Below are 14,452 nucleotides of genomic sequence, written 5' to 3' on the forward strand. Positions count from 1 at the left end.
AAATTCTGCTACCCAAGGTTTAACGCATTGCACAGAGCCTAGCCAGTACAAGCACACGTTGCACTTACACCGTACAACCAGCAACGTGAAACGCCAGTCCATTTGAGTGGCTTTCTGAAAAGCCAGCTATGCGTGTAAAGTGCAAAGATGGCGCGCACTTTTGTAAGCAATCGAAATCTTGAGAGGACAGCACGGCCTCGTGGACTAAATCTCCTGTATCTACGATGAGATCTGGCTTATCTTGTGCGGGTGCTAGTACCGCTGTACGAAGGTCAATTACTGTCGAGTCGCAGCCTTCAAGTCTCAAGGCAATCAATGCCAAACGGCACAGCAGCCACATTGATTGACCAAGGCGAACCAGTAATACTGTTTTCTAGCCTCTGTCGGAAGATAGCGAAGCTGCAAGAACTGTAGCTGGATGTGGCCCTGGGCGAGGCACTAATGGCGCGAGGCATAGTCTATGAAATCAATCGTACCGACAAAATAACTACGGCTTTTGGATTACGAGCGAGCCTCCAGGATGACAAGCTCAATCTTGGTGTTGGCTCTACTGCCAACGACGTCTAAACGCGATCATCCGTCCCGCATGTGCGGCGCGGCAATAGTATGCAGCACGTGGTCAATTCCGCGATTGCGAACCAACCAGTGCCCATCCTGGACGTGTAATTCCTCTCTTAAAAATATGCGATACTTACACCCAGTTCTCCCGCTAGTGTGTTCACGTGGCGGTTGCAGAACGACGAACCTCGGCGCGAATGTTCTCAACGCTGCGAAGCGGCGAGCACATACACCGGACAAAGCACAGTGCAACTGCGTGTACGCGCAGAAGTGGTGCTCGGTGGTCTGATCGAGGTGCAGCTCGTGGCCCCTGAAGCTACGCGGGCTGATAGAGGTCGTTATGCAACAGGCCGAGGCGTGGATGCGGTGGACGGAACTGACCCGTCAGAGGCGCGCGAAACGCCGCAGATGGGTGCCGTGGCGAAATTTCGCGCCCGCATCCTGCATATTCAATACACTTGGAGTGTTGCGATGAAGGTACGAATGAGTTTGATTTGCATTTTCGCCGCATGCGTGAGCGCTAGTGTGTTCACGTGGCGGTTGCAGAACGACGAACCTCGGCGACAATGTTCTCAACGCTGCGAAGCGGCGAGCACATACACCGGACAAAGCACAGTGCAACTGCGTGTACGCGCAGAAGTGGTGCTCGGTGGCCTGTCTTAAATCTGGCAATCTCAGGGGCATTTTTTAGCCGATTGCGATCAGAGAATTGACTTACTTATCCGAAATTTCCCACGTAGATGGCCTGCGGCAAGCTTTTAGCCATATTTCCAAAGGCCGACTTGGTCGCCCCTCTGGACAAGTTCAAGGCGTAGACGGAGTATCAATAAATTCATTCGCAGAAAATATTGACTCCAAGCTTTTGTCTCTTTCCAAGAGATTGAAAAGCGATTCTTTTCAATTCTCTCAGCTAAAACCAATTATTCTTCACGATCCGATAAAAAATAAGAGACGAATTATCTGCGTCCCGACTATCGCCGATCGCATTGTTCAAAGAGCAATCTTGGATAGAATTGCCAAATCGCAAGCCTGGCTATTCAATGAGATTAGTTATGGTTTTATACCAAGAACAGATGAGCAAAAAGGGGTAGTTTCCGCTGTAAAAAAAGCAAAAGAGCTTAGAGAATCCTCCCCCTGGGTTTTCAAGACTGATATCCAAAAATTCTTTGACCGGGTGAAGCGTCCGCTCCTAGAAGAAGAGGTGCGAAAAAAAATAAGGCAGCGCTCAATTCACAACCTCTTGCAGCAGGCCATGCATTGCGAAATCAAGCTGGGCCCTAGATCGGAATCGATTCAAATAAAGCAAGCAGGCATTAAATTTGGAGAAGGTGTTAGGCAAGGGATGCCTCTCTCGCCATTTTTTGCTAATTTAATGCTATCCGACTTTGACAAATACTGCATAAAATCTCATATAAAAGCCATTCGCTATGCAGATGATTTAATATTTTTCTGTCAGAGCAAAGATCAAGCCATTGCCATTCACCAAGAATGCAAGGAGCGGCTAGCTAAGTTAGAGCTTAGCATTCCAGATATAGAAGAAAGCAGCAAGAGTGTAATTGCAGGCCCAGATGATTTGGTTTCATTTTTAGGCGTCGAGCTTTCTCCAGATGGGAAAGGAAATTACTCTCTTCTGGTTGGGAAGAAGCAATTTCTAGACATCAAAGGAAGCTTCTATAATCTATGCGGCATTTCAGAGTTGAAATCAAAGAACCTTACGCTCGGAAAATTACAAGCCGTATTAGATTCAAAAAAGAATGCTTATAGCGCCTGTTACGATTACTGCGATAATATTCAAGAATTAGAAAATCAGATGAGCCACTGGACAAATGGGGTTATTAAAAAAGTTCTGAATAATGTTGGCATTTCTGCCGCTACTCTCAGTATAGACGCGCAATGGCTGCTAGGTCTTAGATAAATCAGCATCGAGCAATTTATTGAGCCAATAGAAAAAGCGAGTTGACATGCACCTAGGCGTAGCGCAGGTATCACATTGAATATAAATCGGAAGTATCAATGTCGCGACGAAAGCACGGCTAGCTTGATTGGACCGTTGGTGCAATATCTGCAGCTATGCCCATCAATAAAGCCGCAGGAGGTTTACTCCTGAGCAACATATGAAGGCGCTTGAGGTGCGGATTAAGAGGGTCAGCAACATGCTTCGCAGAGACTATTTAGTGCATGGCGCCAAACGCTTTTGGACAAGTCTTGCAAGAGCAACTCTTCCAAGAACCATCAGTGAGAATTCCCATGACCAACCAACAACTGAATGAAATATTTCTGTGTGCAATTCCATTTTTTGAAAGCTTAAAGGGTGTCCGGGGCATTCCCTTCATTAGCACTTACCCTGTAAACAGCTGTGAGTCAACCAGTGCAATGCTTGCGGCCATCCTTCAAAAACTGGATCATCAATTAGATGTTTTAGTTGTTAAAGGGACACAAGCGTCTGGTTACGGAATGCATTTTTGGGTTGAAGCAAATGGCTGTGTTCTCGACCCTACTGCACATCAGTTTCCCGAATACAATGCCCCTATTTTTGCAATGCACCCAAGTTCATTGGAAAAGGTTTTTTCACATACAGAGCTATTTACACCGGAACAAGCTTTGACACAGTGTGATGAAAAAATGGGCTTTCCCAGAGACTTAGCAAATCGTCTCGTCAGTAAATTCCTTACGCATGTTTATTCGTAACAGCCGCAGGGTCGCCCAAGATTTCGAAGCTCAACTTAGCGGTTAAACATCGGATCAAACGCGTTATCTGCCCACTCGTTAGTGTCTGCTCGTTAAACCTAGGCGCACTACATCGGCATCCATCGCCTCGGCCGGTCAATAGCAGACACAGCGGAGAGAGAGATGTTTATGCGCGATGGCGTCCATCTCAAGTGAGGTCGACAATGCAGCGTATTAGCGCTCAGGGTCCTCATAAGCAGGGAAATTGTTGTAATCTCACGCTGCACGACCCTTCTGCCCCTCGGCAGCCTTCTCATTTGCCCGATGCAGCACCGCCTGCGCATACTCGATCAGCGCATACAAAGCGCTATGCAGATCGCCTTGCAGCCACTTGCTCAACTTTTACGACCTGCCGTCATCTGCCCCCATCAGCAGAGCCGATATGGCACTCAGGCCATACAAGCGCGTATTGATCGCTTGGGCTTCCCAATCCGTTAGCGCCAGGTCATCCGTAAAGCCGCAGGCCCTACGTTGCCTGCAAATGTCGTGAATGTCTAAAGGTCGGTCGTCTTGGTCCACGATGGACTGGAAGGCATCAACATGCGCGGTATCCGGGCTGGATGCATCCAAGCTGGTGGGATAGCGCCAGTAGATGGGTGGCCAGTTGGTGTAGGCCAGTGGGGCCGATAGATGAGTTGGCGCCAGTGCCATTCCACTCGTTGGCGATGCAGAAGGTCTGCGCTTGGACGTCATAGGAGATGTCCCGCGTTTCCAGGCATTCGGCAGCAGGCGGTTGCAAAGGCTGTGAAAAAAACTGCTGACAGTGCCAGTCCCCATTGCATGAACCGACGCGCTTCATCCACCAGCGCACAAAGGGAAGAAGGGCTGTGCAAAAGCCCTTCAAAAACATCAGAACACAGATAAATAACCTTATCATCTGTTCAAAACGAACATGTTGCCCTCTCACGCAGAAGAAGCACTTTAGTGCTGCAGGCAGCATCGTTTCGGATGCCCGAATCCCGAGATCAGTTTGAACCACAAGCTGAGACCAAAGGTATGACCCGTGGAAAAAACTCTTGTTAACGTTGATGGCGCCGCTCAAGCATTGAGGCAATTTGCTGAAGAGCGAGATTGGCATAAATTTCACTCGCCCAAAAATCTGGTCATGGCGCTCTCCGGAGAAGTTGGCGAACTCACCGAAATATTTCAGTGGATGTCGGAAGCGGATTCGCTCAGTGCTGCGACCTCACCAAAAACATCCCAAGCAGTGCGCGATGAGCTCGCGGACGTCGCGCTTTACCTTGTGCGACTTGCCGACGTGCTTGGGGTTGACCTGAATGCCGCAGTGAGCAGCAAACTCGCTTCCAACGCTGCCAAGTACCCGATCGAACTCTCTAAAGGAGTGAGTACCAAGTACGACCAGTTGCCAAAGCCATGATCGTCTATCAAGCTGACAAGAAGGAATTCTTGGTTGACTACAACGATCGTGACATCGAGGACGTCATTTACGAAAAGTACCGCGCTGCCACAGACCGAAAAGTGGCGCAGGCAGAGATCCGATCCTGGCGAGAATCCCTGGGCTACGTGGCACGTGTCCTGAGTGACCCGGAAATTGCCGACGATGTTGGGGTGGCAGTGGAATTCATCCTTCCGCAATCTGCCAAACGCATCGACGTCATTCTTGCTGGGCATGCTGATGATGGTTCGCGACGTCTGATTGTTGTGGAGCTAAAGCAGTGGTCCTCTGTTAACGCTACGGACCGCGATGCCATTGTCTTGCTACGTCATGGCGGTCGCTCAGACCAAATGCGTGTGCATCCCAGCTACCAGGCATGGTCCTACACCGCATTTTTGGAAGGCTTCAACGAAGCTGTCTACGATGGCGGTTTGCAAGTACGCCCTTGTGCCTACCTGCACAACTACGCTGCGGATGGAATCATCGACGCGGCTCACTATCAACCATATATTGAACGTGCGCCACTGTTCCTGAAAGGTGATGATGATCGCAAGCGACTCAGAGAATTCATAAAACAGCATCTTCGCCATGGACGAGGTCGTCAGGTGCTGTTCGATCTAGAACAAGGCCGTCTTCGCCCTTCCAAAGCGCTTGCTGACGTCGTCGGGAAGCTTCTCAAAGGCAACGAAGAATTCGCGTTGATCGATGATCAGAAGGAGATTTTTGAAGCTGCAAAGGCTGCATGCCGTCAGGCGAGCTCTTCCGAAAAACCTCGTGTCGTGATCATTGAAGGCGGTCCGGGAACCGGCAAATCGGTCGTTGCAGTAAACCTGCTGGCCGCCTTGCGAGAAGGGCTGACTGTTAAATACATCTCCAAGAATGCGGCACCGCGTGCCGTGTACAGCGAAAAGCTCATCCAGACCCGAGAGAACGCGCATCTGGTCAATCTGTTTGGTGGCTCGGGCTCGTTCACTGAAACAAGCACGGATGCCTTTGACGTGCTGGTAGTTGACGAGGCGCACCGCCTGACCGAGAAAAGTGGTTTCTATGGGAACCTGGGTACACACCAAGTCCAGGAGCTTATCAATGCAGCCAAGTGCAGCATTTTCTTTATTGACGAAGACCAGCGCGTAACGCTCAAAGATGTAGGAACCAAGGCAGCCATCCGTAAGTTTGCGGCCGCTCGCGGAGCAGAGGTTGAGGAGTACGCTCTTGCCTCGCAGTTTCGCTGTGCAGGTTCAGATGGTTACCTTGCCTGGGTGGACGATGTGTTGCAAATCAGAGCGACTGCGAACGGCAGCCTTGAGGATATTCCGTTTGACTTTCAAGTTTTCGATGACCCCGAGGAAATGCACGCAGCGATTGAGGCAAAGAACAGCGGCAACCGAGCACGCGTGGTCGCCGGATATTGCTGGCCATGGAACAGCAAGAAGGACTCCAAGCAGATGGATGTGGTGATCGGCGATTACCAGCGTCAATGGAATCTTGACCAAGACGGCAGTCTTTGGATCATGGCACCCCATTCAGTGCAGCAAGTGGGCTGTATCCACACCTGCCAAGGCCTGGAAGTGGACTACATCGGCGTGATCATTGGTCCTGATCTGGTGATGGACGGAGAGAAACTTACCACTCTACCCAGAGCGCGCGATCGGCACGATAAAACCATGAAAGGCTTCGTGAAGATGTCCAAGGAGCAGCCTGCTGAAGCTGCACGGCAGGCGGACATGATCATCAAGAATACGTACCGCACGCTAATGACACGTGGAATGAAAGGGTGCTATGTCTATGCGACTGATGCAAAGCTGGCCGCCTATCTCAGGTCCCGTGGCAAGCAAAAACAATTCGCTTAGCCTCCAGACCGCATTGAGACTTCAGCTCTAGCAGTTCAAAGGAGTCGGTCGCTCCCATGGGTATGCGCCAACCGAGCTCTTACCCCCTGCAAATTGATGAATAGTGAATGGGGCGCACGCGACTTGCAGCCCCCCTCACCCAACGCCACAAGTGCCGGCATCCACTAATGCCGCCTGTTGGCGCGCTGCTTGCTTTTAAGCAGGGGTAGTGCTGCAATTCATGCTACGCCATCCTTCCGCGCTTCGGCAGCCTTCTCATTAGCCCGATACAGCACCGCCTGCGCATCCTCCGTCAGCGCATACAAAGCACTGTGCAGACCGCCTTGCAGCCACTTGCTCAGCTTGAACGACCCGCCATCATCTGCACCGATCAGCAGAGTCGATATAGCGCTCAAGCCATACAAGCGCGTGTTGATCGCTTGGGCTTCGCACTCCGTCAGCGCCAGGTCGTCCGTAAAGCCGCCAGCCCTGCGGAGCCTGCAAATGTCATGAATGTCTAAAGGCTGATCGCCATGGCCAGCGAGGGCCTGGATGGCATCGGCAAGAGCTTTATCCGGGCGGGAGGTGTCCGAGCTGGAATCCACGGATGAGCCGGCTTTTGCTGCTGGAGGGGCAGCTTGGGGCTTGCTGTTCATGATGACGCCTCCTGACTCCGGGACAGGTTGCGCAGTGCAGGCAGTAGTGCCTGTACGGCCATGTTCAGCGCGTTGTGCGCGTCGGGATGGAGTTGGATAAAGGCGCTTTCGCCCAGGCAGGAAGTGGGCGCAGAGATGTGCGCAGGGGATGACTGAGCCATGGTGGACTCCAAGCAGGATGGTTTGCTACAACCACCGCTTCCCACGCCAATGGGGGCGGCAGCTCGAACAGGTTGGCGTACCGGCCCCGCTTGCGCATACCGGCGAGCCTCGCGGCTCCCTGCCCGAGCCGCCATAAAACGAGCACGAACAAACAAGCCGCAGGTACTCTGCGGAAGAGACTGCGGCTTGCGTCGCAGCGGGAATCGGGACGCCAATCCCGGCTGCGCTTGACTGGCGCAGCGGCCTAACTGTAGCACGGCAGGAATGGGAGTGTTTAGGTGTGGCGCATTTTTGAACCCCTCTTCTGCCCGAGCCTCTCGGCCCTCCTCAGTGAAGCGGTCGCGGCCCGGCTAGGTCGGGAAGCCGTCACGGTCGATGACATGGAGGTGCTCTATTTCAATGCAGCAATAGCCCAAGCGCTGGCGCATAGCCTGCGCGCCATTGCCCGCTCAAGCGATGCGGTCCATGGACTTCCGGGCCAACCAGCCCGTGGCATGCAGCAGGGCATGCATTACGTGCACTAAGGGGCGACGTAAAGGGTTTGCAGGTAGTAGCGCGGGCGCTGTTCTCAGGGGACTCGGAAAGAACTTCTCCCTCCATCAACAAGGCCACCCCGCTTTATTTCGCCGCGATTTTCTTTCGTCGGGCACCCAGCCTGGCAGCCTGTAATTCTCACCACCCAACACTTTTGTATAGTTTTGTACACTGCCTCTCGCAGCGCTACATTCGGTCAGACAACCCCTTTGCCAAAGCGCCGCTGGCTTGAACAATCGCTCCGTCAGTTTGACAAAACAACAGCTCCACAAGGATTTGACCATGAGCGCAGCACAAGACAAGGTTCTCTACACCGGCCGCACAACCACCACCGGCGGCCGCTCCGGCGCATCGCGCAGCGATGACGGGCATCTGGATATTCGCCTGACCCAGTTTGGCACGGCGGGCACGGGCACCAACCCCGAGCAGCTGTTTGCGGCGGGCTGGTCGGCCTGTTTTATGGGGGCGATGGCGCGGGCGGCGCAGCCGCTGGGCGTGAAGCTGCCAGCAGACCTGGCGGTCGACGCCGAGGTGGATCTGGTGCAAAACGCCGAGGGCTTTGCGCTGGCGGCACGCCTGAACGTCAAGGTGCCGGGCGTGGCGCATGACCAGGCGCTGGCCGTGGTGCAGGCGGCGCACCAGATCTGCCCGTACTCCAAGGCGACACGCGGCAATATCCAGGTCGATCTTTCCGTGGCCTGATCGCCCCTTGGCTCCCCACCCGGCTTGACCCCCATGCGCAGCATTCTTCAACGGCTTGTCCCTTCCACCCTGCTGGCGCGCGTCGCCTTGCTGGTGGTGCTGGGCATGGGGGTCGCCCAGCTGCTCACCTATATGGCCATTCGCCATGAGCGTGAGCAGGCGCTGATGCGGCTGATGATCAGCGGGGTCGAGCGCGATATTGCCAGCTCGGTCGCGCTGATCGACCGGCTGCCGGCGGGCGAGCGCCAGGACTGGTTCCCCAAGCTGGAGCGCCCCAACTACAGCTTTTCTCTGGAGGGCGCGGTCAGCAACGCCGCGCCCACCGACCCGGCGCTGGCCCGCTTTGCGCAGGTGGTGGCAGATGCCTTGCAGCCTTTTCCGGTGCTGGCGATGGGCCAGTTGGGCGACCGGCCCGATGCCGTGCGCATGCAACTGCGGCTGAGCGATGGCTCCCCGCTCTACATCGTGGCGCGCCGTGTGCCTATGCCCGTGTCGGGCTGGGTCACCTGGCTGCTCGGGGGCCAGCTGCTGGTGCTGGCAGGCCTGGCCTGGCTGGCGGTGCGCCTGGTCACGCGGCCTTTGGAGAGGCTGGCCACAGCGGCCGACCAACTCGGCCCCGACCTGCAGCCCACCGTGGTGGCCGAGGCCGGCCCCGCCGAGGTGGTGCGCGCAGCGCGTGCCTTTAACGCCATGCAGCAGCGCATTGCCGGCTACCTGAACGAGCGCATGCAGATCCTCGCGGCCATCTCGCACGACCTGCAGACCCCCATCACCCGCATGCGCCTGCGGGTGGACCTGATGGACGACATGCCCGATGCCGACAAGTTTCGCCAGGACCTGGAGGCCATGCGCAGCCTGGTGCAGGAAGGCGTCAACTACGCCAAGACCCTGCAAGGCTCCGACGAGAAGGTGCGGCGCCTGGACCTGGATGCGCTGCTGCGCAGCATCGTCAACGACTATGCCGACACCGGCAGCCCGGTAACACTTGATGGCGCTGCGGGCCAGCCCATCCACACCCGCCCCCATGCGCTGCGCCGCATTCTGGGCAACCTGATCGACAACGCCTTGAAATACGGCCAGCGCGCCGATGTGCATCTGCGCCTGGAAGCTGGCCATCTATGCATCGACGTCTGCGATGCCGGGCCCGGCATCCCCGAGGAGCAGCTCACTGCGGTGCTGCAGCCCTTTTACCGGGTGGAGGCCTCGCGCAACCGCGACACCGGCGGCTCGGGCCTGGGCCTGGCCATTGCCCACCAGCTGGCCCTGTCGCTGGGCGGCACGCTGCGCCTGCACAACCGCGCCGAAGGCGGGCTGCGCGCCAGCCTGCAGCTGCCGGCCACCCGCTGATACCACCCATATCACCTGACATCCACTGACACCACCGCCACCTTCTGCCATGACAAGCACCACCCCTGCCAGCGACCACATTCTTTTGGTGGATGACGACCGGGATATCCGCGACCTGGTCAGCGCCTACCTGCAAAAAAACGGCCTGCGCGTGACCACGGCGCCCACCGGCCGGCATATGCGGCAGCTGCTGGAGACGGCAGGGCCGTTTGACCTCATCATCCTGGACCTGATGCTGCCCAGCGAAGACGGGCTCACCCTGTGCCGCGACCTGCGCGCCGGCAAGTTCAAGACCACGCCGATCATCATGCTGACGGCACGCGGCGATGAGACCGACCGGGTGCTGGGCCTGGAGATGGGCGCCGATGACTATATGCCCAAGCCCTTTGCCGCGCGCGAGCTGCTCGCGCGCATCAAATCGGTGCTGCGGCGCACCCGTATGCTGCCACCCAATATGCGCAGCAGCGAGGAGGCGCGGTTTCTGGCCTTTGGCGAATGGCGGCTCGATACGGTGGAGCGCGTGCTGCTGGACCAGGATGGCGTGATGGTGTCGCTGAGCGGCGCCGAATACCGGCTGCTGCGCGTGCTGGTGGACCACCCGCAAAAGGTGCTCAGCCGCGACCAGATCCTGTCCATCACCCAGGGGCGCGAGGCCGAGCTGTTTGAGCGCTCCATCGACCTGATGATCAGCCGCCTGCGCAAGTGCCTGAACGACGACGCCCGCGAGCCGCGCTATATCAAGACCGTCCGCAGCGAGGGCTATGTGTTTGCCGCTCAGGTGGAGGCCCAGGATGTTTAGGGTTCGCAAATGGCTGTACACATGGATGTTCTTGCTGGGATGTGCGGCTGCTGAAATCGCCTCGCCCGCAGGCCGGCCCTGCCCCTTGACCAGCAGCAGCACCCCGCTGCGCAAGCGCGGGCCCCGCGCTTAAAACGCCCGAGCACCCCCCACCACCCCCAACACCGCCACCTTTGAGGTGGTGGTGGCGTTTCCGGGGTCGGCCATCACGGCTTTGTATAGCTGTGTATCTGCCCGCGCCGCTTGCTACACGGCCATGCATTTGGGGGGTGCGCATGACACATGCCACATACATGGCGGCGGTCTACTAGCTGACAGCCAAGACACACAAGTTTCGGCGCCCAGCTATCCAACCACCTTCATCATGCAAAGGCCCTCCATGAACCCGATCACCACCTCCTCCCGCCGCAGCTTCTTGGGCCATGCCGCCCTGGGCCTGGCCCTGGCGCCGATGGGCAGCTTGCTGGCCAGCAGCGCACGCGCCGCCAGCCCGGCAAGTGCCACCAGCTTTGGCCCGCTCAAGCAGATCGATGCCGGCGACCTGCGGGTGGAATACGCCGAAGCGGGCCCCGCCAACGGCCCCGTCGCCATCCTGCTGCACGGCTGGCCTTATGACATCCATGCCTTTGTCGATGTGGCGCCGCGCCTGGCGGCTGCGGGCTACCGCGTCATCGTGCCCTACTTGCGCGGCTATGGCGGCACGCGTTTTCTGTCCGCCAGCACCGCACGCAATGGCCAGCAAGGCGCAGTTGCCCAGGACATCATTGCGCTGATGGATGCGCTGGGCATTGGCCAGGCCGTGCTCGGCGCCTTTGACTGGGGCGCGCGCACAGCATGCATCATGGCGGCGATCTGGCCCGAGCGGGTGCGTGGTCTGGTATCGGTGAGCGGCTACCTGATCGGCAACCCGCAGGCCAATGCCAAGCCCCAGGCACCCGCTGCCGAATATGCCTGGTGGTACCAGTCTTACCTCGCCACCGACCGGGGCCGCGACGGCTATGCCGCCAACCCTGCTGCCTTCAACCGCTTTATCTGGCAACAGGCCTCGCCGCAATGGCAGTTTGACGATGCCTCCTACCAGCGCAGCGCCCAGGCCTTTGACAACCCCGACCATGTCGCCATCGTGGTGCACAACTACCGCTGGCGCATTGCCCTGGCACCGGGCGAATCGCGCTTTGATGCGCTGGAGGCCCGGCTGGCCAGCGCGCCGCGCATCGCCGTGCCCAGCATCACGATGGAGGGCGATGCCAACGGCGCGCCACACCCCGCGCCGGCTGCCTATGCCGCCAAGTTCAGCGGTCCTTACCAGCACCGCAACCTGGAGGGCGGCATTGGCCACAACCTGCCCCAGGAGGCGCCGGCGGCCTTCGCCCAGGCCGTGATCGACGTCACCCGCTTGTAACCCCCAACCAGCCACCAATGGAGCTGCCATGGCCTTGTACCTTGTTGCCTTTGCCGCTGGGGTGCTCAGCGTGCTGAGCCCCTGCATCCTGCCCGTTCTGCCCTTTGTGTTTGCACGCCAGGGCCAACCCAGCCGCCACGGCAGCCTGCCGCTCTTGATCGGCATGGCGCTGGCCTTTGCCGCTACCGCATCGCTGGCCGCCGCAGCCGGTAGTTGGGCGGTGCAGCTGAGCCAGTGGGGCCGGGGCCTGGCGCTGCTGGCGCTGGGTGTGTTTGCAGCGTCCTTACTGCTCCCCGGCCTGGCCGCCTGGTGGAGCCGGCCGCTGGTGCAGATCGGAGAAAAGCTGGCTGCCCAACAGATCCAGCGCCGCTGGCTGCATTCGGCACTGCTGGGCGTGGCCACGGGTCTGATCTGGTCGCCCTGCGCCGGCCCGGTGCTGGGCCTGCTGCTGTCGGGTGCCGCACTGGCGGGGCCGGACACTGCCACCAGCGCGCTGCTGCTGAGCTATGCGGCCGGTGCCGGCCTGGCATTGTGGGCGGCCCTGCGCATCAGCGCCGGAACCCTGGCTCGCCTGCGGGCCCAATGGCTGCCAGGCGAGCGCGGTCGGCGTTTTGCAGGCGCCGCGATGCTGGCCGCCGTGTTGGCCGTGGCCACCGGGCTGGACAGCCGCCTGCTCGCCCAATCGGGTGGATGGGCCGGCTTGGGCAGCAACGGGCTGGAAAGCAGTCTGCTGCAAGCGGCCATGCCCTCGGCCCAGGCGGCCGAGCGGGCGGGCAATACCGCAGCACAGCTGGGTGACGGCGCCCCTTACACCAGCCCGCTGCCGGTGGAATCGACCCGCCCCAGCCTGGACGGCGGCAAGCAATGGCTGAACGCCGAGCCGCAGTCCATCCCCGCGCTGCGCGGCAAGGTGGTGCTGGTCAATTTCTGGACCTACTCCTGCGTCAACTGCCTGCGCACCCTGCCGTATGTCAAGGCCTGGGCGCAAAAGTATGCCGATAGCGGCCTGGTCGTGGTGGGGGTGCATGCGCCCGAGTTCGCGTTCGAGAAGGACCGCCGCCATGTCGAAAAGGCCTTGCAGCAGCTCAACATCAGCTACCCCGTCGTGCAGGACAACGGGTTCCGCATCTGGCGCGCCTTTAACAACCAGTACTGGCCTGCCCTCTACCTGGTCGACGTGCAAGGGCGCGTGCGCCACCACCAGTTTGGCGAAGGCGGCTATGCGGCCACCGAGCGTGCGCTCAACGAGCTGCTACGCGAAGCCCAAGCGCCATCGGCCGCAACGGCACCCGCCAACAACGCCAAAGTCAATGCCAGCGTCACCCCCGACACCCAGGGCCTGGGCCTGCCCGCCGACACCGCCAGCCTGCGCAGCCCCGAGCTCTACCTGGGCTACGACAAAGGCGGCAGCCTGCGCCTGGCAGGCCGCCCCGCCCCCGACAAGGCCGCCAACTACCAGCCAGCGTCCCTGCGCCTCAACACCTGGACCTTGCAGGGCAACTGGACCTTGATGCCCGAGTTGGTGCAAGCCAATGAGGCGGGCGGACGCCTGGCGCTGCGCTTTGAGGCCCGCGATGCCAACCTGGTGTTGGGCGCTGCCGGTGCTGGTCCCTTGCGCTTTCGCCTCACCATCGATGGCCAGCCCCCGGGCATCCACCACGGCAGCGATGTCGATGCCCAAGGCTACGGCCAGGTCGATGCCACACGGCTCTACCAGCTGGTGCGCCAGCAAGGCGCGGTGAAGCAGCGCAGGCTGGAGATCGAGTTTCTGGATGCGGGTGCGCAGGGGTATGCGTTTACGTTTGGCTAGTGCTGGTCCTCGTGCCAGTGCTCGTGCTGGTGCATGTGGGTAGGCATGGCGCGCCTGTTAGGATGCCTGCTGCCCCCTCGCGGGCAATCCACACCGGCAACACCCACAGGCACGCGCCCATGGACCCCACCCTGACACAGCAGCTTTCACAACAGGAGGCCCAACTCCTCCGCCCGGAGATCCGCAACCAGCCCGGGCGCGTGTCGCAACTGTTGCACCCGGCCTTTGAAGAGACAGGCCGCTCCGGCCAGCGCTATACCCGAGAGCAGGTGCTGGAGGCGCTGCGCAACGAATCGGACGCCGCCGAGATCGTGGCGGACGGCTATGCCGCGACCGAGCTGGCCCCCGGTGTGGCGCTGCTCACTTACCGCAGCACGCAGCGCGACGCGCAGGGCCTGCGCAGCAAGCACACGCTGCGCTCGTCGATCTGGTTGCTGACAGATGGCCATTGGCAGCTGCGCTACCACCAGGGCACACCAGCCCAGGACATTTGGTAGCCGGTGGCAGGTTAGCCAGGCAGCGACGCTCTA

The 14,452-nt window shown here is 58.9% G+C and carries 13 protein-coding genes; 11 read left to right on the top strand and 2 right to left on the bottom strand.

Features of this window, described 5'->3' with window-relative positions; translation table 11 throughout:
- Positions 1-804: 804 nt before the first annotated feature.
- From ACPEE1_RS14215 to ACPEE1_RS14225, 3 genes are all read left to right on the top strand, one after another.
- Positions 805-1,221 carry a hypothetical protein gene (locus ACPEE1_RS14215; protein WP_182340765.1) on the top strand — a complete coding sequence of 139 codons (417 nt, stop codon included), beginning with the start codon at positions 805-807 and terminating at the stop codon, positions 1,219-1,221.
- A 46-nt stretch (positions 1,222-1,267) separates the two neighbouring features.
- Positions 1,268-2,473 (top strand): reverse transcriptase domain-containing protein, encoded by a 1,206-nt coding sequence (locus ACPEE1_RS14220; protein WP_423933366.1) that lies wholly within the window; start codon positions 1,268-1,270, stop codon positions 2,471-2,473.
- Positions 2,474-2,805: 332 nt separating this feature from the next.
- Positions 2,806-3,246 (top strand): hypothetical protein, encoded by a 441-nt coding sequence (locus ACPEE1_RS14225; protein ID WP_423933369.1) that lies wholly within the window; start codon positions 2,806-2,808, stop codon positions 3,244-3,246.
- Positions 3,247-3,501: 255 nt separating this feature from the next.
- On the opposite strand, the gene ACPEE1_RS14230 is transcribed toward ACPEE1_RS14225, so the two are convergent.
- Positions 3,502-3,624 (bottom strand): hypothetical protein, encoded by a 123-nt coding sequence (locus ACPEE1_RS14230; RefSeq protein ID WP_269780242.1) that lies wholly within the window; start codon positions 3,622-3,624, stop codon positions 3,502-3,504.
- Positions 3,625-4,288: 664 nt separating this feature from the next.
- Between ACPEE1_RS14230 and ACPEE1_RS14235 the strand changes: the two genes are divergently transcribed.
- Both ACPEE1_RS14235 and ACPEE1_RS14240 read left to right on the top strand, forming a co-directional pair.
- A complete protein-coding gene (locus tag ACPEE1_RS14235; RefSeq protein ID WP_182340752.1) occupies positions 4,289-4,663 on the top strand; it encodes a nucleotide pyrophosphohydrolase in 375 nt (124 codons plus the stop codon).
- The gene (locus ACPEE1_RS14240) at positions 4,660-6,531 is read left to right on the top strand and encodes a DUF2075 domain-containing protein (protein WP_182340749.1); all 1,872 of its coding nucleotides are present in this window, start codon (positions 4,660-4,662) and stop codon (positions 6,529-6,531) included. Before ACPEE1_RS14235 ends, ACPEE1_RS14240 begins: the two co-directional genes overlap by 4 nt.
- 218 nt (positions 6,532-6,749) lie before the next feature.
- Here the strand turns inward: ACPEE1_RS14240 and ACPEE1_RS14245 are convergent, their stop codons facing one another.
- Positions 6,750-7,166, bottom strand: coding sequence for a hypothetical protein (locus tag ACPEE1_RS14245; RefSeq protein ID WP_182340746.1), 417 nt, complete (start codon positions 7,164-7,166; stop codon positions 6,750-6,752).
- Between the two features lie 978 nt (positions 7,167-8,144).
- Here ACPEE1_RS14245 and ACPEE1_RS14250 point away from each other — a divergent pair.
- The 6 genes from ACPEE1_RS14250 (at position 8,145) to ACPEE1_RS14275 (ending at position 14,419) form a co-directional block, all read left to right on the top strand.
- Positions 8,145-8,564, top strand: a complete 420-nt coding sequence (locus ACPEE1_RS14250) for an Ohr family peroxiredoxin (RefSeq protein WP_312409300.1) — start codon at positions 8,145-8,147, stop codon at positions 8,562-8,564.
- Positions 8,565-8,597: 33 nt separating this feature from the next.
- A complete protein-coding gene (locus tag ACPEE1_RS14255; RefSeq protein WP_423933373.1) occupies positions 8,598-9,911 on the top strand; it encodes an ATP-binding protein in 1,314 nt (437 codons plus the stop codon).
- A gap of 49 nt (positions 9,912-9,960) precedes the next feature.
- Positions 9,961-10,710: a response regulator gene (locus ACPEE1_RS14260; RefSeq protein WP_423933376.1), complete on the top strand. Its 750-nt coding sequence runs from the start codon at positions 9,961-9,963 to the stop codon at positions 10,708-10,710.
- Between the two features lie 379 nt (positions 10,711-11,089).
- Positions 11,090-12,112 carry an alpha/beta fold hydrolase gene (locus ACPEE1_RS14265; RefSeq protein ID WP_423933379.1) on the top strand — a complete coding sequence of 341 codons (1,023 nt, stop codon included), beginning with the start codon at positions 11,090-11,092 and terminating at the stop codon, positions 12,110-12,112.
- Positions 12,113-12,140: 28 nt separating this feature from the next.
- Positions 12,141-13,922, top strand: a complete 1,782-nt coding sequence (locus tag ACPEE1_RS14270) for a cytochrome c biogenesis protein DipZ (protein WP_423933382.1) — start codon at positions 12,141-12,143, stop codon at positions 13,920-13,922.
- Positions 13,923-14,041: 119 nt separating this feature from the next.
- Positions 14,042-14,419: a DUF4440 domain-containing protein gene (locus tag ACPEE1_RS14275; protein ID WP_423933385.1), complete on the top strand. Its 378-nt coding sequence runs from the start codon at positions 14,042-14,044 to the stop codon at positions 14,417-14,419.
- The last annotated feature ends 33 nt before the right edge of the window (positions 14,420-14,452 follow it).

The organism is Comamonas sp. 23 (assembly GCF_049601575.1).
Classification (GTDB): Bacteria; Pseudomonadota; Gammaproteobacteria; order Burkholderiales; family Burkholderiaceae_C; genus Comamonas; species Comamonas squillarum.